At 71.6% G+C, this 22,068-nt stretch carries 17 protein-coding genes and 1 rRNA gene; 10 read left to right on the forward strand and 8 right to left on the reverse strand.

From position 1 onward, the window contains the following. A 5S ribosomal RNA gene (gene rrf / locus ABT116_RS02670) occupies positions 1-95 on the forward strand; the annotation flags it as partial. Between the two features lie 80 nt (positions 96-175). On the opposite strand, the gene ABT116_RS02675 is transcribed toward rrf, so the two are convergent. The 5 genes from ABT116_RS02675 to ABT116_RS02695 are packed head-to-tail and all read right to left on the reverse strand — an operon-like array spanning position 176 to position 5,807. Then, a complete protein-coding gene (locus ABT116_RS02675; RefSeq protein WP_351626767.1) occupies positions 176-1,486 on the reverse strand; it encodes a DUF58 domain-containing protein in 1,311 nt (436 codons plus the stop codon). Then, the gene (locus ABT116_RS02680) at positions 1,486-2,475 is read right to left on the reverse strand and encodes an AAA family ATPase (protein ID WP_351626868.1); all 990 of its coding nucleotides are present in this window, start codon (positions 2,473-2,475) and stop codon (positions 1,486-1,488) included. Before ABT116_RS02680 ends, ABT116_RS02675 begins: the two co-directional genes overlap by 1 nt. Beyond that, on the reverse strand, positions 2,475-3,671 hold the full coding sequence (locus ABT116_RS02685) for a DUF4350 domain-containing protein (protein WP_351626770.1): 1,197 nt from the start codon (positions 3,669-3,671) through the stop codon (positions 2,475-2,477). Before ABT116_RS02685 ends, ABT116_RS02680 begins: the two co-directional genes overlap by 1 nt. Then, positions 3,668-4,435: a DUF4129 domain-containing protein gene (locus ABT116_RS02690; RefSeq protein WP_351626772.1), complete on the reverse strand. Its 768-nt coding sequence runs from the start codon at positions 4,433-4,435 to the stop codon at positions 3,668-3,670. Before ABT116_RS02690 ends, ABT116_RS02685 begins: the two co-directional genes overlap by 4 nt. A 4-nt stretch (positions 4,436-4,439) precedes the next feature. After that, positions 4,440-5,807 (reverse strand): DUF7847 domain-containing protein, encoded by a 1,368-nt coding sequence (locus ABT116_RS02695; protein WP_351626775.1) that lies wholly within the window; start codon positions 5,805-5,807, stop codon positions 4,440-4,442. A 140-nt stretch (positions 5,808-5,947) separates the two neighbouring features. Here ABT116_RS02695 and mtnA point away from each other — a divergent pair, with 140 nt between their 5' ends. The 7 genes from mtnA to ABT116_RS02730 all read left to right on the forward strand — a co-directional run bounded on the left by mtnA (position 5,948) and on the right by ABT116_RS02730 (position 15,185). Next, positions 5,948-7,096 carry an S-methyl-5-thioribose-1-phosphate isomerase gene (mtnA, locus tag ABT116_RS02700; RefSeq protein WP_351626777.1) on the forward strand — a complete coding sequence of 383 codons (1,149 nt, stop codon included), beginning with the start codon at positions 5,948-5,950 and terminating at the stop codon, positions 7,094-7,096. Positions 7,097-7,308: 212 nt separating this feature from the next. Then, positions 7,309-7,998, forward strand: a complete 690-nt coding sequence (mtrA, locus tag ABT116_RS02705; protein ID WP_193478414.1) for a two-component system response regulator MtrA — start codon at positions 7,309-7,311, stop codon at positions 7,996-7,998. A 1-nt stretch (position 7,999) separates the two neighbouring features. Beyond that, positions 8,000-10,189, forward strand: a complete 2,190-nt coding sequence (mtrB, locus tag ABT116_RS02710) for an MtrAB system histidine kinase MtrB (RefSeq protein WP_351626784.1) — start codon at positions 8,000-8,002, stop codon at positions 10,187-10,189. Continuing rightward, a complete protein-coding gene (locus ABT116_RS02715) occupies positions 10,179-12,008 on the forward strand; it encodes an LpqB family beta-propeller domain-containing protein (RefSeq protein WP_351626787.1) in 1,830 nt (609 codons plus the stop codon). Before mtrB ends, ABT116_RS02715 begins: the two co-directional genes overlap by 11 nt. 293 nt (positions 12,009-12,301) lie before the next feature. Then, positions 12,302-13,225 carry a ComF family protein gene (locus ABT116_RS02720; protein WP_351626789.1) on the forward strand — a complete coding sequence of 308 codons (924 nt, stop codon included), beginning with the start codon at positions 12,302-12,304 and terminating at the stop codon, positions 13,223-13,225. Positions 13,226-13,536: 311 nt separating this feature from the next. Continuing rightward, entirely contained in the window at positions 13,537-14,232 is a 696-nt protein-coding gene (gene hpf, locus ABT116_RS02725) for a ribosome hibernation-promoting factor, HPF/YfiA family (RefSeq protein WP_351626792.1), read from the forward strand. A 206-nt stretch (positions 14,233-14,438) separates the two neighbouring features. Next, positions 14,439-15,185 carry a response regulator gene (locus ABT116_RS02730; protein WP_351626793.1) on the forward strand — a complete coding sequence of 249 codons (747 nt, stop codon included), beginning with the start codon at positions 14,439-14,441 and terminating at the stop codon, positions 15,183-15,185. 9 nt (positions 15,186-15,194) lie between these two features. Here the strand turns inward: ABT116_RS02730 and ABT116_RS02735 are convergent, their stop codons facing one another. Next, positions 15,195-16,367 (reverse strand): winged helix-turn-helix domain-containing protein, encoded by a 1,173-nt coding sequence (locus ABT116_RS02735; RefSeq protein ID WP_351626796.1) that lies wholly within the window; start codon positions 16,365-16,367, stop codon positions 15,195-15,197. A gap of 71 nt (positions 16,368-16,438) precedes the next feature. Next, the gene (locus ABT116_RS02740) at positions 16,439-17,005 is read right to left on the reverse strand and encodes a GNAT family N-acetyltransferase (protein ID WP_351626799.1); all 567 of its coding nucleotides are present in this window, start codon (positions 17,003-17,005) and stop codon (positions 16,439-16,441) included. A 280-nt stretch (positions 17,006-17,285) separates the two neighbouring features. On the opposite strand from ABT116_RS02740, the gene secA reads away from it, so the two are divergent. Next, positions 17,286-20,132 (forward strand): preprotein translocase subunit SecA, encoded by a 2,847-nt coding sequence (gene secA, locus ABT116_RS02745; protein WP_351626802.1) that lies wholly within the window; start codon positions 17,286-17,288, stop codon positions 20,130-20,132. Between the two features lie 122 nt (positions 20,133-20,254). Here secA and ABT116_RS02750 read toward each other — a convergent pair whose 3' ends face one another. Further along, complete coding sequence (locus ABT116_RS02750; protein ID WP_351626805.1) at positions 20,255-21,007, reverse strand: Rv3235 family protein; 753 nt, start codon at positions 21,005-21,007, stop codon at positions 20,255-20,257. Between the two features lie 541 nt (positions 21,008-21,548). On the opposite strand from ABT116_RS02750, the gene ABT116_RS02755 reads away from it, so the two are divergent. Further along, a complete protein-coding gene (locus ABT116_RS02755; protein WP_351626809.1) occupies positions 21,549-22,049 on the forward strand; it encodes a DUF6912 family protein in 501 nt (166 codons plus the stop codon). The last annotated feature ends 19 nt before the right edge of the window (positions 22,050-22,068 follow it).

The raw sequence follows: 22,068 nt of genomic DNA on the forward strand, positions 1-22,068 counted from the left end.
AAACGCCCGGTTACATTCCGAACCCGGAAGCTAAGCCTTACAGCGCCGATGGTACTGCAGGGGGGACCCTGTGGGAGAGTAGGACGCCGCCGAACAATCCTTGGGAAAACCCCCGTATCTTCGGATACGGGGGTTTTCTGCATTTACGGGCCCCCTTTCGGGGGCCCGTTGCTTGTTACAGGCGTCCGGCTGCCTTCAAGGCCAAGTACGCGTCCGCCAAGGCCGGCGCCAGGTCGTCCGGTGTGGCGTCGACAACCGTGACGCCGTGGCGGCGGAGTTGCTCTGCGGTGCGGTGGCGTTCCGACTGGGCCTGGGCGGCTGCGGCTGCCTCGTAGACGGCGTCCACATTTCCGCGGGCCATGGCCATCTCACTGATGTGTGGGTCCGCTACCGAGGCCAGCAGGACCGTATGACGCTGGGTGAGCTGAGAGAGGACCGGAAGCAGGCCCTCTTCGATGGAGGCCGCGTCCAAGGTCGTGAGCAGGACGATCAGGGAGCGACGAGCGGACGTGCGCAGGGCGGTTGCCGTCAGACCCCGGGCGTTCGTTTCGACGAGCTCCGGCTCGAGTGTGGCCATCGCGTTGACCAGAGCGGGAAGGACATCGCCCGCGGCGCGGCCCTGGACGAGGGCGCGGACTCTCCGGTCGTAGGCGAGGAGATCCACGCGGTCGCCGGCGCGGGAGGCGAGGGCTGCGAGGAGAAGGGCCGCGTCCATGGAGGCGTCGAGGCGGGGTGCGTCGCCCACGCGCCCGGCCGAGGTGCGGCCGGTGTCCAGGACCAGCAGGATGTGGCGGTCGCGCTCGGGGCGCCAGGTACGTACGGCGACCGTGGTCTGGCGGGCTGTGGCGCGCCAGTCGATGGAACGGGTGTCGTCGCCCGGGACGTACTCGCGCAAGCTGTCGAACTCCGTGCCCTCGCCGCGGGTGAGGACGCTGGTGCGGCCGTCCAGTTCGCGCAGGCGGGCCAGCTTCGAGGGCAGGTGCTTGCGGCTGGTGAACGGGGGCAGGACGCGCACCGTCCAGGGGGCCTTGTGGGTGCCCTGGCGGGCGAAGAGGCCGAGAGGGCCGTAGGAGCGGATGGTGACGCGGTCGGCCTGGCGGTCGCCTCGGCGGGTGGGGCTGAGGCGGGTGGTCACGCGGCGGCGTTCGCCTGGCGGGACCGTGAGGCGGTGGCGGGAGGCCGTTGTCTCCGTGCCCGGCTGCCAGCTGCTGGGGGGCCAGGCGTCGCGGAGCCGGGCGCGAAGAGGGCGGCGGGACGGGTTGGTGACGGTGAGGGTCACGTCCGCCGTGTCGCCGAGGCGTACGGAGGTGTCGCCGGAGCGGGTCAGGCCCAGTTGACGTACCGGGGCGGCGAGCGCGAAGTCGCAGGCACAGGCCACGGCCAGGGGAGCGTTGACCGCCAGGATGCCCGTCCAGCCGGGCTCCCAGATGCCGACGGGGAGGGAGCCCAGGGCCGCGAGGAGGGCGGCGCGTCCGGTGAGTGCCATCAGCGGGGGACGGGGACGTGGGCGAGGATCGCGTTGATGACGGAGTCGGCCGTCACGCCCTCCATCTCGGCCTCCGGCCGCAGTTGTACGCGGTGCCGGAGGGTGGGGAGGGCGAGTGCCTTCACGTCGTCGGGGATGACGTAGTCGCGGCCGGTCAGCCAGGCCCAGGCGCGGGCGGTGGCCAGGAGGGCCGTGGCACCCCGCGGGGAGACGCCGAGGGTGAGGGACGGCGACTCGCGGGTGGCGCGGCAGATGTCGACGACGTAGGCGGTGATCTCGGGGGAGATGGTCGTCTTGGCGACCGCGGCCCGGGCCGCTTCCAGGTCGGCGGGGCCCGCTACGGGGCGTACGCCGGCGGCGTGGAGGTCGCGTGGGTTGAAGCCCTCGGCGTGGCGGGTGAGGACGTCGATCTCGTCCTGGCGGGAGGGGAGGGGGATGGTCAGTTTGAGGAGGAAGCGGTCCAGCTGGGCTTCCGGGAGGGGGTAGGTGCCCTCGTACTCGACCGGGTTCTGGGTCGCGGCGACCAGGAACGGGTCGGGGAGGGGGCGGGGGGTGCCGTCGACGGTGACCTGGCGCTCCTCCATGGCTTCCAGGAGGGACGACTGGGTCTTGGGGGGCGTGCGGTTGATCTCGTCGGCGAGGAGGAGGTTGGTGAAGACCGGGCCGGGCTGGAAGGAGAACTCGGCGCTGCGGGTGTCGTAGACCAGGGATCCGGTGACGTCGCTGGGCATCAGGTCGGGGGTGAACTGGACGCGCTTGGTGTCGAGTTCGAGGGCGGAGGCGAGGGCGCGGACCAGGAGGGTCTTGGCGACGCCGGGGACGCCTTCGAGGAGGACGTGGCCGCGGCAGAGCAGGGCGACGACGAGGCCGGTGACGGCGGGGTCCTGGCCGACCACGGCCTTGGCGATCTCGGCGCGCAGGGCCTCCAGGGCGTCTCGGGCGGTGCCCGGGTCCCCGGTGTTCCCGGCGTTGTCAGTGGTCGGGTCCATCATGGACGGCGTACCTCTCTTTCGAGGGCGTCGAGTCGGTCGGCGAGTGCGATGAGTGCTGCGTCGTCGCTGGGCGGTGGTCCGAAGAGGAGGGCGTGCAGGTCCTGGCCGTTGCCGTGGAGGTGGGCGGACAGGGCGGGGAGCAGGGCCTCGGGCGTGTGCGCCTGGGTGACGGGGACGCCGGTGAGGGGGGCGAGGCGGGTGCGGGTGGTGGAGCGAAGAGCGTCGGCCGCGCGGTCGCGGGCGTCGGTCTTGCGGTAAAGGCGGGCGCGGCCTTCGGCGGTTTCGGAGGCGCGGATCGCGACGGGGAGTCTTTCGGGCACGAGGGGGCCGAGTCGGCGTGCCCGCCAGAGGGCGGCGAGGGCTGCGGCGATGAAGAGCTGCAGGGTGCCCCAGAGCCAGCCCGGGGGGAGCAGGTCGAAGAAGCTGCGTTCGTCGTCGGGGCCGGTGGCCGACGTGTCGGAGAGCGAGGGGAGGTACCAGACCAGATGGGGGCGGGAGCCGAGGAGTTGGAGGGCGAGCGAGGCGTTGCCGTGCTCGTCGAGGTGGTCGTTGAGGAGGATGTCGGGCGCGCCGAGGGCGATGGTGTCGCCGTCCCCGCGCTTGTCCGGGAGGCGGAGCAGGGTGGCCAGGCGTTCGCTGGGGTAGCACGCGTCGGCGCCGAGGTGGGTGGTGGAGTAGCGGACGCCGCCCGTGTCGGCGGTGCCGGCGCGCCGGGCGGCGGGCAGGGCGCAGTCGGGGGCGAGCGTCGAGTCGAGGCTGGTGGCGGGGTCGGCGGTGACACCGGGGGCGAGCCGTTCGATGGAGGCGCTGCCGGAGGCGACCAGGACCGTGCGGCCGTGCGATTCGGCGAACGCGTTGTGCAGCCGGGTCTGTTGACTGGGGGTCAGCAGGTCGGGGACGGCGACCAGAAGGGTGGTGTCCGGGCCGGCCGCGGCGGCTGCTTCGTCGAGGGTGGTGACCACGCGGGTGTCCACGCCCCGGTCGGCGAGGAGTTCGGCGACGGCGCGGCTGCCGTAGGGATCGGCGGAGCGCGGGTCGAGTTCGCCGTGGCGGGCGTCGGAGCGGATGACGGCGATGGCGATCGCTCCCGCGAGGAGCACCACGAGGGCGAGGGCGATGCCGCGCGCGCGGGTCCACACCTGGCGGGCGGTGGGCGAGGCCGAGGTGGATGTGAGGGTGGCCTCGGTGGTCATTCGGCGGCTCCCTGGCGGGTGTGGGGGGCCGTGGTGGCGCTGCTCGTCGTGAGCTGGGGCTTGGTGCGTTCCAGGTCGCGGTCGAGTTCGGCGATGCGCTGGTACGACTGCTCGGTCGCCGAGCGGCCGCCGTATGTGACGTCGTCGAAGTCGCGGGCGGCGGTGCGCAGTCGGTCGGTGTGGGCGGGCAGGGCCCGGCCGGCTTCGGCTGCGGCCTCGTCGGCGGTGCGGCCGGGGCGGACGTCGAGGAGGGCGCGTTCCTCGAGGGCGCGGACGAGGGCTCGCATGCGTTCCTGGACGGCCTGGCTCCAGTGGCCCTGGGCGGCGTGTGCCTCGGCGGCGGCGCGGTGGTCGGCGGCGCTGCGGGGGCGGTCGTCGAACAGGGCTGCGGACGAGGTGGGCCGGCGGCGCGGGGTGCCCAGGCGCCACCACAGGGCGGCCAGGACCGCGACGACGGCCAGGACGATGACGAGCAGGCCGAGTGTGCCGCCGGGGGTGGCGTCCGAGGCGGCGTTGAGAAGTTTGCCGAGCCACTCCCAGAAGGCGTCGAGGGCGCGCTGGAAGAGGCTGGGGTCGTTCTCGTGGTACATCCGCTTGGACAGCTCGCGCCGGGCCGCCTCGCGCGCGGGGTCGCGCGGAATGGTGAGGGGCGGCTCGTCCGCGGAGCGGGCCGGTGACAGCAGCGAGGTGTCGCCGGCGCTCAGCAGTGTCCGTATGCCGGCGCGTGGCAGCGCCGTGGTGAGAAGTTCCCCCGCCCGGCTCACCGCATCAGCTCCCCGGGGTGGCGCCGGGGGCGGTGGAGCCGTAGCCCTGGACACCGGCGGCACGGGCCAGTTCGAGGTCGAGGGCCTCGCGGCGGATGCGCTGGTCGATGTAGAGGAGCACGGTGACGCCCGCTGTGATCGGGAACGTGATCATGGAGCCGATCACCGAGCCGATGCCGCTGACGATGAGGAACGTCCAGCCCAGGCTGCCGACACCGGTGTTGAGCCAGCCGGTGAGGCCGTCGCCGCTGAGGGCCGCGGCGAGGAGGGTGAAGGGGATGACGATGATCGACGCGACGACGTTCGCGATGAGCGTGGCGAGCAACTGGATGCCGAAGATCCGCCACCAGGTGCCCTGGACGAGCTTCGCGGAGCGGCTCAGGGCCTTCTTGATGCCCTGCTTCTCCAGCATGAGGGCGGGAGAGGCGAGGGAGAAGCGGATCATCAGCCAGAGGGCGACGATGCCGGCGCCGATGACGCCCAGGACGGTGAGGCCGACGCCTGCTCCGCCGTTCACGGCGACGCCGACGAGGATGCCGGGCAGGGTGCCCACGGTGACGATGCCGGCGGTGATGAGGAGCAACAGGCAGATCAGACCGAACAGTTTGAGGACCTGAGGGCGGGCGTCCCGCCAGGCCTCGCCGATGGTCACCGACTTGCCGAGTACGGCGCGGCTGGTGACGGTGGTGAGCAGGGCGGTCGCGATGACGGTGCCGACCAGGGAGATCACGAAGACGACGGTGGAGTTGAGCAGGGCGTCGCCCATGGCGCGGCTCAGCTCGCTGAGGCTGGCGCTGGGGTCGTTGAGGGCGTCGGTGCTGGTGTCGTCCAGGACCAGGCCCTGGAACAGGACGACGATGACCTCGGTGAGGACGGCGACGGTGAGCGAGATGCCCAGGACCGTGCGCCAGTAGGTGCGCATGGTGGAGACGGCGCCGTCGAGGATCTCGCCGACTCCGAGCGGGCGGAGCGGGATGACGCCGGGCTTGGCTGCGGGCGGGGGGCCGCCCCAGCCGCTTCCCCAGCCGCCGTGGCCTCCGGGGGCGCCGTATCCGGGTCGGCCTCCGGGTCCGTATCCGCCGGGGCCGCCGGGTCCGTGGCCGCCGGGGGGCTGGTTGCCCCAGCCCGGGCCGGGCGGCGGGGGCGGGGGAGCCTGGCCGGGGGCGGTCGAACCGCTGGGGGCGGACCACTGGGCCGGAGGGGGTTGTTCCTTGGACCACTGCGGGTCTGGGCTTTGCGGGGCCTGGGCCGGCTGGTCCGCGGGCTGTGCGGGGCCGGGGCGGTCGGTGGGCTCGGCGGGGCCGGACTGGTCCGGCTTCTGGCCGTCGGACGGGGCGGATCCGGGCGAGGCCCAGCCCGGAGTGTCGTTCATCGTCGCTCCTTCACGGTGCCCGTCCGCGGTCGCGGTGGCAGCTTGGCAGCCATCGTGCCATGGGGTGGTCTTGGAGTGACCGGCCGCGGTATGGGCTGCGTACCTTCAATTGTCCGCTCGATAGGGGGCAGACTGACGGCATGGCTGATCAGTACGCGCACAGCGGCGATGACAAGCGGCCGACCGAGATCCCGGCGATCCGCTGGGAAGAGCCACCGGAAGGCCCTGTTCTGGTCCTGCTGGACCAGACGAGGCTGCCGGCCGAGGAGGTCGAACTGGTCTGTACGGATGCGTCCGCGCTCGTGGAGGCGATCCGCTCGCTGGCGGTGCGCGGGGCGCCGCTGCTCGGTATCGCGGGGGCGTACGGTGTCGCGCTCGCCGCCGTACGGGGCTTCGACGTGGACGAGGCGGCGGCCGCGCTGGCGGGTGCCCGGCCGACCGCGGTGAACCTGGCCGTGGGGGTGCGCCGGGCGCAGTCGGCGCACGAGGCGGCGCTCGCCAAGGGCGGTGACGTCCGGCAGGCGGCCGCGGCGGCGCTGGCCGCGGCGCGGCAGCTGCACCGGGAGGACGCCGAGGCCAGTGGCCGGATGGCCGAGCACGGGCTGGCGCTGCTGGACGAGCTGCTGCCCGGTGGCGGGCACCGGATCCTCACCCACTGCAACACCGGTTCGCTGGTGTCGGGCGGGGAGGGGACGGCGTTCGCGGTGGCGCTCGCGGCGCACCGGACGGGGCGGCTGCGGCGGCTGTGGGTGGACGAGACGCGGCCGCTGCTGCAGGGCGCTCGCCTCACGGCGTACGAGGCGGCTCGCAGCGGGATGGCGTACACGCTGCTCACCGACAACGCGGCGGGGTCGCTGTTCGCGGCCGGGGAGGTGGACGCGGTGCTGATCGGGGCGGACCGCATCACGGCGGACGGTTCGGTGGCGAACAAGGTCGGGAGTTATCCGCTGGCGGTGCTGGCGCGGTACCACCATGTGCCGTTCATCGTGGTGGCGCCGGTGACGACGGTTGATCTGGACACGGCGGACGGGGCGTCCGTCGAGGTGGAGCAGCGTCCCGGGCATGAGGTGACCGAGGTGACGGCGCCGCAGGTGCCGGTGGTGGGTGCGGAGGCGGGCGGGGGGATTCCGGTGGCGCCGCTGGGGACGCAGGCGTACAACCCGGCGTTCGACGTGACCCCGGCGGAGCTGGTGACGGCGATCGTCACGGAGGAGGGTGCCGTTTCGCCTGTGACGGCTGAGGCACTCGCGGAGGTGTGTGCGCGCTCCCGCGGGGTGACGGCGGGCTGAATCGAGCGATGAGGGGTCACGGAGGGTGCGCGGGGCGGAAAGGGCTCCGGCACCCTTCTCCCCCGCGTCCGGGCCCATGGGAACCGGGCGGGCGGCGCCTGGGTCTGGATCATCGGCGGGCGGGCGAGGGCAGACAGTAGCGCTTGCTGCGACTATGGTCACTGGCCGGTGACCTACCTCACCACTGCCTTCGCCACTGTTATGAGAATGGGATGATGTCGTTTATGAAGGGACGAGTCCTTGTCGTCGACGACGACACCGCACTGGCCGAGATGCTCGGCATTGTGCTGCGTGGTGAGGGTTTCGAGCCGTCGTTCGTGGCCGACGGTGACAAGGCGCTGGCCGCGTTCCGTGAGGCCAAGCCCGATCTGGTGCTGCTCGATCTGATGCTGCCCGGCCGGGACGGCATTGAGGTGTGCCGTCTGATCCGGGCGGAGTCGGGTGTGCCGATCGTGATGCTGACGGCGAAGAGCGACACCGTCGACGTGGTCGTGGGCCTGGAATCGGGCGCCGACGACTACATCGTGAAGCCGTTCAAGCCGAAGGAGCTGGTGGCCCGGATCCGGGCGCGGCTCAGGAGGTCGGAGGAGCCCGCTCCGGAGCAGCTCGCCATCGGTGACCTGGTCATCGACGTGGCGGGGCACTCCGTGAAGCGGGAGGGGCAGTCGATCGCGCTGACGCCGCTGGAGTTCGACCTGCTGGTCGCGCTCGCGCGCAAGCCGTGGCAGGTGTTCACGCGCGAGGTGCTGCTCGAGCAGGTCTGGGGCTACCGGCACGCGGCGGACACGCGGCTGGTCAACGTCCATGTGCAGCGGCTGCGCTCCAAGGTCGAGAAGGACCCGGAGAAGCCGGAGATCGTGGTGACCGTCCGTGGCGTCGGGTACAAGGCAGGGCCGAGCTGACATGTCCGGCGACAGTGCCGCTTCGGCGCCCGGCCGGTCCGGGGCCCGCCCGGAGCGGCCTGTCGGGCGGAAGAGGTCCGGCTCCCGCTGGGGGCGGTTCCTGGAGAGCGGGCTGCTGCTCCAGGGCGGAATGCAGGGCAGCCCGGTCATCCGCCTGTTCATGCGGTGGGTGCGCCGGCCGCTGCTGCCCGTCATGCGGTTGTGGCGGCGCAACATCCAGCTCAAGGTCGTCGTCACGACCCTGCTGATGTCGCTGGGCGTGGTGCTGCTGCTGGGCTTCGTCGTGATCGGGCAGGTGCGCAACGGCCTGCTGGACGCCAAGGTGAAGGCGTCCCAGAGCCAGGCCACGGGCGGGTTCGCGGTGGCCAAGCAGCGGGCCGACGAGGCGGCGAGCGGCACGGGCGACGATGTCGCCACGGCGGACGGCCGGCCCGCGCAGAACGTCATCCAGTGGATGAGCGACCTCGTCTCGTCCCTGTCCAGCGGCGGCCAGGGTGCCTTCGACGTGGTGACGCTCCCTGCCTCCGACGCGGACGGCACCGGCGGGCGCGGACCGCGTGCCTCGGGCGAGGTGAACTGGAGCAAGAGCGTGCCCGCCGACCTGCGGGAGCGGATCGGCAGCAGTACGACGGCCGCGCAGAGCTACACGCGCATCATCTACAACAACGAGACCCAGGACTCCCAGCCGGGCCTGGTCATCGGCAAGCAGGTCAACGACCCCAACGGCGATCCTTACCAGCTGTACTACCTCTTCCCGCTGACCCAGGAGGAGAAGTCACTGAGCCTGGTCAAGGGCACGCTGGCGACGGCCGGGCTGTTCGTCGTCGTCCTGCTCGGGGCCATCGCGTGGCTCGTCGTGCGGCAGGTCGTCACGCCGGTGCGGATGGCGGCCGGCATCGCCGAGCGGCTGTCGGCCGGGCGGCTCCAGGAACGTATGAAGGTCACCGGCGAGGACGACATCGCAAGGCTCGGTGAGGCCTTCAACAAGATGGCGCAGAACCTCCAGTTGAAGATCAGCCAGATGGAGGACCTGTCGCGGATGCAGCGCCGGTTCGTGTCGGACGTGTCGCACGAGCTGCGTACGCCGCTGACGACCGTACGGATGGCCGCGGACGTCATCCACGAGGCGCGGGAGGACTTCGACCCGATCACCGCGCGGTCGGCGGAGCTGCTCGCCGACCAGTTGGACCGGTTCGAGTCGCTGCTCGCGGACTTGCTGGAGATCAGCCGGTTCGACGCGGGCGCCGCGGCGCTGGAGGCGGAGCCGATAGACCTCAGGGACGTCGTCCGGCGGGTGGTCAGCGGGGCCGAGCCGCTCGCGGAGCGCAAGGGCACCAGGATCCGCGTCCGCGGTGACCAGCAGCCCGTCGTCGCCGAGGCCGATGCCCGGCGCGTGGAGCGGGTGCTGCGCAACCTCGTCGTCAACGCCGTCGAGCACGGCGAGGGCAAGGACGTCGTCGTCAAGCTCGCCGCGGCGGGCGGTGCGGTCGCCGTCGCGGTGCGGGACTACGGGGTCGGGCTCAAGCCCGGTGAGGCGACCCGGGTGTTCAGTCGCTTCTGGCGGGCCGACCCGGCACGCGCACGCACCACGGGTGGTACGGGTCTGGGGCTGTCCATCGCCCTGGAGGACGCGCGGCTGCACGGCGGCTGGCTGCAGGCGTGGGGCGAGCCGGGCGGCGGCTCGCAGTTCCGGCTGACGCTGCCGAGGACGGCCGACGAGCCGCTGCGGGGCTCCCCGATACCGCTGGAGCCCAAGGACTCCCGGCGGAACCGGGGTCTCGACGACGCCGGACTGCCGCGCGGCGGGGACGGCGAGAAGCGGGCGACCGTACCGGCGCAGCCGGTGAGCGGACCGGTGCCGCAGGGGGCGAAGCGGGACCCGATACCCCCGCGTGTCGCCCCGACGGCGGACCCGACGGCGCTGCCCGGCAATGGTTCGCGCGTGGTGCCCAGGCCCGCCTCGGGCACGCGACCGCAGGACGAAGCCGCGGAGGCGGAGCCGTCGGGCCCCGGAGAGAGCCCGAGCGGCCGGGAGGGGACCGGGCGCGACGAGGGTGCCCGCGGCCGGACCGGACCGGGCCCGGCGCCGAACGGGCCGCGGGACGAGGACAACGGCTCCGCGGGCCCTGGTGGCCGGGAGGCCGAGCCGGGGGACGTGGACAGGCAAGGGGAGGCATCTCGTGGGCGCTGACCGCGAGGGGCGCGGCCGGCACAGGCCCGCGCGCGTGATGGCGTACGCCGCCGGTGGCGTCCTGGTGCTGGCGGGGTGTGCCTCGATGCCGGACAGCGGGGATCTGCGGGGCGTGGAGTCCACCCCGCGCCAGGAGACGCAGGTGCGGGTGTTCGCCGTGCCGCCGGGGGAGGACGCGCCGCCCTCGGAGATCGTGCAGGGCTTCCTGGAGGCGCTCACCAGCGACGATCCGCAGTACAAGACCGCACGTCAGTACCTGACCGGCCAGGCGGCGAAGACATGGCGGCCCGAGGTGTCCGCCACGGTGCTGACCGACGGGCCGGGTGCCAAGCCCGAGGCGGGGGGCGGCGGGGAGGCCACCGGCGAGATCTCGTACATGCTGACCGGCACCAAGGTCGCCACCGTCGACGCGCAGCAGGCGTACGCGCCGGCCACCGGGGCGTACGGCAGGAGCGTGCACCTGACGCAGGACGCCAAGCGGCAGTGGCGGATCGACGCGTTGCCGCAGGGCGTCGTCATGGGGGAGTCGGACTTCCAGCGCAACTACATGTCCGTCAGCAAGTACTACTTCGCTTCGAACACCACCGCGACCGGGTCGAACGCACAGCCCACGGCGGTCGCCGACCCCGTCTACGTGCGCCGGCGCGTGGAGCCCATGACGCAGATGGTGAGCTCCCTGCTCAAGGGGCCCACGCGGTGGCTCGGGCCGGTGGTCAGGTCGAGCTTCCCGACCGGTACGGCGCTGGCGAAGGACGCCGGGGCGCTGACGCCGGACGACCGGAACAGGCTGACGGTCCCGCTCAACGACAAGGCCGCGGGCATCGGAGCGAACCGCTGCAGGGAGATGGCCGCCCAGATCCTGTTCACGTTGCGCAATCTCAGCCCGGCCGTGGACGAGGTGGGGCTGCGGGCCGGCGGGTCGGAGCTGTGCTCGCTCACGCAGGGCGGGGCCGACACGGCTGCGACCAGGAGTTCGGCGCGGCACCCCGACTACCTGTACTTCGTGGACGGCGAGCACCGGCTCGTACGGATTCCCGCGGGCAACAGCGGCACCAAGCCGGACCCGGCGCCCGGAGCGCTCGGCGAGGGCGAGACTGCGCTGCGGTCGGCGGCGGTCTCGCGCGACGAACACACCGCGGCCGGGGTCAGCCTCGACGGCAAGTCGCTGTACGTGGGATCGCTGGTCTCGGGCGGTTCACTGGGCGATCCGGTGCTGCGCAGCCAGGGCCGTGCCGAGAAGGACCGGCTGACGACACCCAGCTGGGACGCGGACGACGGCTTGTGGGTGGCCGACCGCGACCCCGACCATCCCCGGCTGGTCCTCTTCCAGGAGGGCAAGGGCGACCCGGTGGAGGTGCGCATGCCGCACCTGGGCGGACGGATCCAGTCCGTGCGGGTGGCCGCCGACGGGGTGCGGATCGCGCTGGTCGTGGAGAAGGGCGGCAAGAAGACCCTGCTCGTGGGGCTGATCGAGCGGGACGAGAGGCCGGGTGCGAAGCCGGCCGTCAGCGTGGTCGAACTGCGCTCCGCGACGCCGGAGCTGGAGGAGGTCACCACCATGTCGTGGGCCGGGGACAGCCGGCTCGTCGTGGTCGGGCGCGAGCACGGCGGGGTGGAACAGATGCGATACGTCCAGGTCGACGGCTCCACGCCGGACGTGCCGGCACCCGCGGCCCTGACCGGGGTCAAGGAGGTCACCGCCGCCGAGGACGACCAGCTGCCGCTGGTGGCGTACTCGGTGGACGGCATCGTCCGCCTGCCCTCGGGCGAGCAGTGGCAGAAGGTGACGGAGGGGACGGCGCCGGTCTATCCGGGGTGAGGCGTGGTCGCTCCGGTGACAGGTGTGACCGGGATGTGGGCGGCCGCTCCTGACGGGGTGGGTCTCGTCGGGGGCGGCCGTCGGCGTGTCCGGGGCTGCTTGTGACTCCTGCGGGCGCCGCTCGTCCCCGGTCTGTGGGTGGCTCCTGATGGCGCTCGGGCCGGGGGTCCGCTTGTGATGCCTGAGCGTGTCGCTCGTGTGGGGGACGCGCAGGTGGCGGGGCGCTTGGTTGTCCACAGGCAGTTGTCCACAGGGGTGGCGGGGTCGGGCCCGATGTCGGCACAGTGGTGGCCATGCGGGGGTGGTGGCAGGACCTCACCGACCTGGTGCTGCCGGGCGAGTGCGGGGGCTGTGGGGTGCCTCGTACGGTGCTGTGCGCGCGGTGCCGTGCGGTGCTGAGCGCAGGAGCGGTGCATCGGGTGCGGCCGGTGCCGGAGCCGCCCGGGCTGCCGGGGGTGTACGCGGCCGCGCGGTACGCGGACGAGGTCCGGGCGACGCTGCTGGCCCACAAGGAGCGTGGTGCCCTGGCGCTCGCCGGGCCGCTCGGGGCGGCGCTGGCGGGAGCCGTGTACGCGGGGCTCCGGGGCGTCCCGGTTTCGGCGGGGGCCGGGGTGGTGTGGCCCCGGGGCGGCAGGGTTCCCGTGCTGCTCGTGCCGGTGCCGTCCGGGCGGCGGGCCGTGCGGGCCCGGGGGCATGATCCGGCGCGGCGGATCGCGCTCGCGGCGGCGGGTGCGTTGCGGCGGAGGGGGCTTCCGGCCCGGGTGGTCGGTGTGCTGCGGCAGCGACGGGCCGTGGCCGACCAGTCGGGGCTCAACTCCCGGCAGCGACTGGCCAATCTCGCGGGCGCGCTGGCGGTGGCGCCGGGAGGTGCCCGGCTGCTCCGCGGGGGGCCGGTCGTCCTCGTCGACGACGTGATGACCACGGGGGCGTCCCTGGCGGAGGCCGCGCGCGCCGTGCGGGCGGCCTCGCAGGGGCCGGATACGCCGGCCGGGGTGACGGGGCCGATTTGGAGCGATGCAGGAACTTCGGCCGTGTACGGGGGAGAGACGTGGGAAAGCAGAGAGGAACAGAACGTCGGATCAAGGCAAGAGAGGACGGGCCGACGGCCTGCCCGGCAGGTGAATGCGGGCGTGGTCGACGCAGAAGGAGTCGTCGATGTGGCGTGCGCGGCGGTGGTCGCGGCCTCACCGGACTCTTTCGAAATAAACCGGAACTGATTGAGATCTTGTGTCGTTGCAGGTAACGAGAGGGCCTTTTCACCTGAACGGAGGTACGCCGCAGTAGAGGGTGACGACATCCGGCCGGGCGAGATATGTTCGGTTGAGAGGGAAAGCCGCAGGCCACACCTCTTCAATCCGAATGCCGTACTGCGGGTTTTTTCATCACTCGTGGCGGTGGAGTGGAGATCTCGCTCTCGGGGGAGGAGGTGGAAGTCACCGCGAGTCCGAGGTTCCGGGACTCACCGGAGCCTGGTGCAAAAGGGAGACGCTCCGCAGCGAAGCGGAGCGATCCGGGAACGGAGTTCTGCGTGGACATCGTCGTCAAGGGCCGCAAGACCGAGGTGCCCGAGCGGTTCCGGAAGCACGTGGCCGAGAAGCTGAAGCTGGAGAAGATCCAGAAGCTCGATGGCAAGGTGATCAGCCTCGACGTCGAGGTGTCTAAGGAGCCCAACCCCCGGCAGGCCGACCGCTGTGACCGAGTGGAGATCACGCTCCGCTCCCGCGGCCCGGTGATCCGGGCGGAGGCAGCGGCGAGCGATCCGTACGCGGCGCTCGACCTGGCGGCGGAAAAGCTGGAAGCCCGGCTGCGCAGGCAGCACGACAAGCGGTACTCGCGCCGTGGTGCGCGCCGGATCCCGGCCGCCGAGGTCGCCGACCACGTCCCGGGCGTGGCGACGCTCAACGGAAACGGCCTGGTGTCGTCCTCCGAGGAGGAGCCCGAGGCCGTACCCACGAAGAAGATCGGCTCGCTGGAAGTGCAGGGTGACGGTCCCATCGTCGTCCGTGAGAAGACGCACGTCGCAGCGCCCATGACCCTCGACCAGGCTCTCTACGAGATGGAGCTGGTCGGGCACGACTTCTATCTGTTCGTCGACTCCGAGACCAAGGAACCGAGTGTCGTCTACCGACGGCACGCCTACGACTACGGCGTGATCCACCTCAGCACGGACACGATGGTCACACAGGCGCACTCTCCCGACGCGGGCGGTGCGCTCGGCGGCTGACCATGCCGGGTGACAGCGGAACAGGTGCCCCTGGAGCGCGTGTGCGCCCCCAGGGGCACCTCCGTGCGACCACTTCGCGCCCCGCTCCGGCACCCCGGTGCCGTCCAGGCATGAAATCATGGTGCCCACGGCCCAACCGGTGGGTCGCTGCTCTGGGTTGGCGATGGCTCAGGACCTCAAGGCCACAGCCTTCAGGGGGAGGAACGATGGCGGACAGCTTCGGACCGATGCGTGACGAGGATGCCGACGGCGGCGTCGTCGGCATGGGCCCGGACTCGGGGACTCCACGCAAGGAACCGATCAGAGTCCTCGTGGTGGACGACCACGCCTTGTTCCGTCGTGGCCTTGAGATCGTGCTCGCCGCCGAGGAGGACATCCAGGTCGTCGGGGAGGCGGGCGACGGCGCCGAGGCCGTGGAGAAGGCCGCCGACCTGCTGCCCGACATCATCCTGATGGACGTGCGGATGCCCAAGCGGGGCGGGATCGAGGCGTGCACCTCCATCAAGGAGGTGGCACCCAGCGCGAAGATCATCATGCTGACGATCAGCGACGAGGAAGCCGATCTCTACGACGCCATCAAGGCGGGCGCGACCGGCTATCTCCTCAAGGAGATCTCCACGGACGAGGTGGCCACCGCCATTCGCGCGGTGGCCGACGGGCAGTCGCAGATCAGCCCGTCCATGGCATCGAAACTCCTCACCGAGTTCAAGTCGATGATCCAGCGCACGGACGAACGGCGGCTGGTGCCCGCACCGCGTCTGACCGACCGTGAACTCGAAGTCCTGAAGCTCGTCGCCACGGGGATGAACAACCGGGACATCGCCAAGGAGTTGTTCATCTCCGAGAACACCGTGAAGAACCACGTCCGCAACATCCTGGAGAAGCTGCAACTGCACTCCAGGATGGAAGCGGTGGTGTACGCGATGCGGGAGAAGATCCTCGAGATCCGCTAGGGCCCGGTCTCAGCCGAGAGCACGGGCGAGTTCCTTCGCCAGGGGCTCGCGCAGGTCCGGCGTGTCGACCCGTTCCACGCGGACGTCCGTGCAGTCCACCCAGGTCGCCGCCTCCGCCAGGGCCTGGGCGACGGCCGGGATCGCCTTGGGGCCGTCGAGCGTGACCTGCTTGGCCACCAGTGTGCGGCCCTCGCGGGCCGGGTCCACGCGGCCGACGAGACGCCCGCCGGCCAGCACCGGCATCGCGAAGTAGCCGTACACCCGCTTCTGTTTGGGGACGTAGGCCTCCAGGCGGTGTGTGAAGCCGAAGATCCGCTCCGTGCGTGCCCGCTCCCAGATCAGGGAGTCGAAGGGCGACAGGAGCGTGGTGCGGTGGCGGCCGCGCGGGGGCGTGTCCAGGGCCGCGGGATCGGCCCAGGCGGGCTTGCCCCAGCCCTCGACCACGACCGGGACCAGGCCCGAATCGGCGATCACCGCGTCGACCTGCTCGCCCTTGAGGCGGTGGTAGTCGGCGATGTCCGCGCGCGTACCGACCCCCAGGGAGCGGCCGGCCAGGCGGACCAGGCGGCGCAGGCACTCGGTGTCGTCCAGCTCGTCGTGCAGCAGCTCCTGTGGAACGGCGCGCTCGGCGAGGTCGTAGAGGCGCTTCCAGCCGCGGCGCTCCACGCAGACCACCTCGCCGTACATCAGGGCGCGTTCGACGGCGACCTTGGAGCCGGACCAGTCCCACCAGTCGTTCGTCTTCTTCGCGCCGCCCAGCTCCGTCGCCGTGAGGGGGCCTTCGGAGCGGAGCTGCTTGATGACCTGGTCGTAGGTGCCGTCGGGCAGGTCGTGGTTCCAGTGCGGGCGGTTGCGGTAGGCGCGGCGGCGGAAGGCGAAGTGGGGCCACTCCTCGATGGGCAGGATGCACGCGGCGTGCGACCAGTACTCGAAGGAGTGCGTGTCCTGCCAGTAGGCGTCCTCCACCGTCTTCCGGCCCACCGCGCCCAGGCGGGCGTACGGGACGAGTTCATGGGAGCGGGCCAGGACCGAGATGGTGTCGAGCTGTATCGCGCCCAGGTGGCGGAGGATGCCGCGGACGCCGGAGCGGCGGTCGGGCGCACCGAGGAAGCCCTGGGCGCGGAGCGCGATTCTGCGGGCCTCGTCGGCGGAGAGCTCTGCGGCGGGGGGCGGGGTGGTCATGGTCGCAGAGTAGGGGGTGGGACTGACAATGCGCTGTGACCTGCGGGTTTTCACCGGGGCGACCGAGACGGTCAGGGCGCCGGCAGGTACGGGGCCGTCGACGGCAGTCCCATGTCCGAGGGGAGCAGGGAACCCACCCAGGTGTCGTGGCGTACACCCTTGTTGTTCGTGGCGGAGCGCAGCGTGCCCTCGATCGTGAAGCCCGCTCGTTCCGCCACCGCGCGGGAAGCCCGGTTGCCCACGGCCGCCCGCCATTCGACGCGGTCCAGCGCGGCGTGGGTGAAGGACCAGCGGCAGGCGGTGAGGGCGGCCTCGGTGACGTAGCCGTTGGCGCGGTGCCGCTTCGCGGCCCAGAAGCCGATCTCGCCCATGCCCAGGGAACGCATGGTGATGCCGAGCATGCCCGCCAGTTCACCGGAGTGCAGGAAGACGCCGAAGGTGAACATGGAGCCGTCAGCCCAGCCGTCCGGGACGAGTTGTTCCGTGAAGCTGCGGGCGTGCTCGCGCAGGTAGGGCGAGGGGATCGTGGTCCAGCGCTGGATGTCGGGGTCCTGGCAGGCGTCGTACACCGCGTCGGTGTCCTGCGGGCCCACCGTGCGCAGCAGGAGGCGGTCAGTGGTGAGGGTGACGGGGTCCATCGGCCGATTCTGCTCGGCGGCGGACCACAGGGCCATCTGTTTTGCCCTCGGTGAGGGAGTGGTCACGCTTTGTGCAATTCGGTGGGGAGGTGCGGCACTATCCGGGGGTGCCGCACGTTGTCCCCTTTGAAGCAGACGTGAATCAGAATGAAGCAGCGGACGGTCGCCGTCACGGCAGGCCCTCCCGGCGCGGTGGGGTCCTCGCATACGATGGCCGTTGCTCAGTAAGTCAAGTGGTAACCGACCGTCCCAGGCCCGACCGGCAAGGAGACCAACCCCCGTGTCCGTCCTCTCGAAGCTCATGCGTGCAGGCGAAGGCAAGATCCTGCGCAAGCTGCACCGCATCGCGGACCAGGTCAACTCCATCGAAGAGGACTTCGTCGACCTCTCCGACGCCGAGCTGCGCGCTCTCACCGATGAGTACAAGCAGCGCTACGCCGACGGCGAGACCCTGGACGACCTGCTGCCCGAGGCGTTCGCCACCGTCCGCGAGGCCGCCAAGCGCGTCCTCGGCCAGCGTCACTACGACGTGCAGATGATGGGCGGCGCGGCCCTGCACATGGGCTACGTGGCCGAGATGAAGACCGGTGAGGGCAAGACCCTCGTCGGCACGCTGCCGGCGTACCTGAACGCGCTGTCCGGCAAGGGCGTCCACATCATCACGGTCAACGACTACCTGGCCGAGCGTGACTCCGAGATGATGGGCCGCGTCCACCGGTTCCTGGGCCTCGAGGTCGGTTGCATCCTCGCCAACATGACGCCGGCTCAGCGCCGCGAGCAGTACGCCTGCGACATCACGTACGGCACGAACAACGAGTTCGGCTTCGACTACCTGCGCGACAACATGGCGTGGTCCCAGGACGAGCTCGTCCAGCGCGGCCACAACTTCGCCATCGTCGACGAGGTCGACTCCATCCTCATCGACGAGGCCCGTACGCCGCTGATCATCTCCGGCCCGGCCGACCAGGCCACCAAGTGGTACGGGGACTTCGCCAAGCTGGTGAAGCGCCTCAAGCGCGGTGAGGCCGGCCAGCCGCTCAAGGGCATCGAGGAGACCGGCGACTACGACGTCGACGAGAAGAAGCGCACGGTCGCCATCCACGAGTCCGGTGTCGCCAAGGTCGAGGACTGGCTGGGCATCGACAACCTCTACGAGTCGGTGAACACCCCGCTGGTGGGCTACCTGAACAACGCCATCAAGGCCAAGGAGCTCTTCAAGAAGGACAAGGACTACGTCATCATCGACGACGAGGTCATGATCGTCGACGAGCACACCGGACGTATCCTCGCGGGCCGCCGCTACAACGAGGGCATGCACCAGGCGATCGAGGCCAAGGAAGCGGTCCCGATCAAGGACGAGAACCAGACGCTCGCCACGATCACCCTCCAGAACTTCTTCCGCCTCTACAAGCGCCACGACCACAACGGCAAGGAACAGCCGGGCCTGTGCGGCATGACCGGTACGGCCATGACCGAGGCGGCCGAGTTCCACCAGATCTACAAGCTCGGCGTGGTGCCGATCCCGACCAACCGGCCGATGGTCCGCAAGGACCAGTCGGACCTGATCTACCGGACCGAGGTCGCCAAGTTCGAGGCGGTCGTCGACGACATCGAGGAGAAGCACCGCAAGGGGCAGCCGATCCTCGTCGGCACCACCTCCGTCGAGAAGTCCGAGTACCTCTCGCAGCAGCTCAGCAAGCGCGGCATCCAGCACGAGGTGCTGAACGCCAAGCAGCACGACCGGGAGGCGACGATCGTCGCCCAGGCCGGCCGCAAGGGCGCCGTCACGGTGGCCACCAACATGGCCGGCCGTGGTACGGACATCAAGCTCGGCGGCAACCCCGAGGACCTCGCCGAGGCGGAGCTGCGCCAGCGCGGTCTCGACCCCGAGGAGCACATCGAGGAGTGGGCGCACGCCCTGCCCGAGGCGCTCAAGCGGGCCGAGAAGGCCGTCCAGAACGAGAAGGACGAGGTCGAGAAGCTCGGCGGGCTCTACGTGCTGGGCACCGAGCGGCACGAGTCGCGGCGCATCGACAACCAGCTGCGCGGTCGTTCCGGCCGTCAGGGCGACCCGGGCGAGTCCCGCTTCTACCTCTCCCTCGGCGACGACCTGATGCGGCTGTTCAAGGCCCAGATGGTCGAGCGCGTCATGTCGATGGCGAACGTCCCGGACGACGTGCCGATCGAGAACAAGATGGTCACCCGCGCGATCGCCTCCGCCCAGTCGCAGGTCGAGCAGCAGAACTTCGAGACGCGGAAGAACGTCCTCAAGTACGACGAGGTCCTCAACCGCCAGCGTGAGGTCATCTACGGCGAGCGCCGCCGCGTCCTGGAGGGCGAGGACCTGCACGAGCAGGTGCAGCACTTCATGGACGACACCATCGACGCGTACGTCCAGGCCGAGACCGCCGAGGGCTTCCCCGAGGACTGGGACCTCGACCGGCTGTGGGGCGCATTCAAGCAGCTCTACCCGTGCAACGTCTCGATCGAGGAGCTGGAGGAGGCGGCCGGCGACCGGGCGGGCCTGACCGCCGAGTTCATCGGCGACTCCATCAAGGACGACATCCACGACCAGTACCAGGCGCGTGAGAGTCAGCTGGGCTCCGAGATCATGCGTGAGCTGGAGCGCCGGGTCGTGCTGTCGGTCCTGGACCGCAAGTGGCGCGAGCACCTCTACGAGATGGACTACCTCCAGGAGGGCATCGGCCTGCGCGCCATGGCGCAGAAGGACCCCCTGGTCGAGTACCAGCGCGAGGGCTTCGACATGTTCACCGCCATGATGGAGGGCATCAAGGAGGAGTCCGTCGGCTACCTGTTCAACCTGGAGGTCCAGGTCGAGCAGCAGGTCGAGGAGGTCCCGGTCGAGGACACCAAGCCGGTGGCCGACCTGGAGAAGCACGACGCGGTGCCGGCGCAGGCGGGTTCCCGTCCGGAGATCCGTGCCAAGGGGCTCGACGTCCCGCAGCGGCGCAACCTCCACTTCTCCGCGCCGACGGTCGACGGCGAGGGCGGCACCATCGAGGGCGACTTCACCGAGGACGGCGAGCCGGTGCGTTCCGAGGCCGACGGCCTGACGCGTGCGGAGCGGCGCAAGCAGGCGCGGAGCCGGGGGCGTCGCAAGAAGTGACCGTTGCCGCGTAGCGGCTTGAAGGGCCGGACACCTGAGGGTGTCCGGCCCTTCGTCATGGGCGGGCGGCTGCGCGGCGTGCCCGACGCACGGGCACGTGCTTCCGGGGGCCTCGGCAGGCCTCAGTCGCACTCCGGACGGGGTGGGCGGGGGCCGCCGAGTTCCACCGCCGTGCAGCGCCAGCGGAGGTCCTGACCGAGTTCCAGGCGGAAGGCCATGGCGCGCAGCCGGTCGCCGGCGCCGATGCGGGCGAAGGCCTCGATGGCGCCCGGCCGGGGTTCGAACCAGCCGATGTCGCGGACGACGGGACGGGCGCCGCGGGTGCGCAGGGGGCCGCGTTCGGCCAGCCAGGCCAGCTCGTCGTAGGCGCGGCCGCGGGTGTGGCGGAGCATCGAGTGGACGGGGCGGTGGCCGCTCAGGACGGCGACGAGGAGGTCGGCGAAGACGTCGGTGGGCAGGAGCTGGGGGACCGCCGCGTGGCGTGAGCCCTCGGCCGGGACGCGCGGGGCGATTTCGGTGGAGGCGGGGGCGGTGGCGTTCGGGCGGGCCGGGGAGCCGGTTGCTTCCGGGGACCTACGCGGGGCTGTGCGGGTTGCTGAGAGGGACGGTGGGCGCGTGTCCGCCGGGCGGGTGCGGGAAGCCCTGGCGCGGGCGGAGGCCGGCGGACGACCGCCCGCAGCCGGAGGCCGGGCCCGGCCGCTGCCGGGAGAGCGCGGGGGCGCGGAGCCGCCGGGAAGGGGCGGTGCGGAGGCGGCGGCGACGGGGGTGCGGGGTGCGGTGTACCCGGGGGCGACGGGTGAGGTGCCGGTAGCACGCGTGGAGCTGCCGGGAGGGCCGGGCCTGCGGCTGCTGGGAGCACTGGTCGCGGTGCTCATGGGAGGGCGGCTCGCTGGGCTGCCGGGGGTGCGGGGAGCGGCGTTCCCGGGGGTGCGAGGTGTGGCGTTCCCGGCGGTGCGAGGTGAAGTACCGGCCGGGGTGCGAGGTGTGGTGGTCACCGGCGGGTGGGGTGCCGTGGTCGTGGCCGCGCCGCGTGGGTCGCGGTGGGTCGGGGGGTGGGTGGCCGGGCGGTGGTGGGTCCTGGTCATGACCTTGTGCATGGGGGGTCCCCGTTTCGTGGGCCCGGTGGATACCGGGGAGTAACTTCGGGTTGGTGATCTTGTACGGGGCGGACCGGGGCCGCGGCAAGGAAGCGCGGTACGGGTCGCGAGCGCCGGAAGGTTCACCTATCCGGGTGATATCGGGGTGGGGAGCCCTTGGATACCGGGGGCGTGCCGGGTGAATCCCGGGCCGCGGGTGGACGCGTCCGGCGTCACGGGGCGGGGCTCGAAAGGGGACGCCCCGCACGTATCCTGAAGGCCTTCCGGAGCCGTGCCGAGAGCTCCGACCGCGACCCCCACGACCACGAAAGCGGCCAGCATGCGTGTCTACGTGCCCCTGACCCTCCCCGGCCTCGCCGAGGCGTACAAGACGGGTGAGCTGGGAAGCGGGCCGTTCGTCGCCTACGCCGTGACGCCGGGGTTGCGCGAGTGGTACGTCTCCGACGACATCGAGGAACTGGAGTACGCGGCGCTCGGCCGGGCCGCGCTGGCCTCGCTGCGCCTGCTGGCGGCCGAGCCCGGGGCGCCGCGGCGACGGGTCGTGATCGCCGTCGACGTCGCCGACCGGGCCGTGAGCGCGGACGGCCGGGAGGCACCGGCGGAGGTGCGGGTCGCGGGCCCGGTGCCGCTCGGCAAGGCGGCGTCGGTGCACGTCGACGCGACGGACGCCCAGGCCGATGTGACGGCGGCCGCCGAGGCGCTGCCGGCGGCGGACGGCGGGGACGACGACGCACAGTCCGTCGTGGACGGGGCGGAGGACCACGAGCTGCTGTGGTTCGCCACCCAGGAGATCGCCAGCCTGGTGGGACACGGGGACTGAACCCGTCGCCGGGGGCGCG

The organism is Streptomyces sp. NPDC002130, from assembly GCF_040296465.1.
GTDB lineage: Bacteria > Actinomycetota > Actinomycetes > Streptomycetales > Streptomycetaceae > Streptomyces.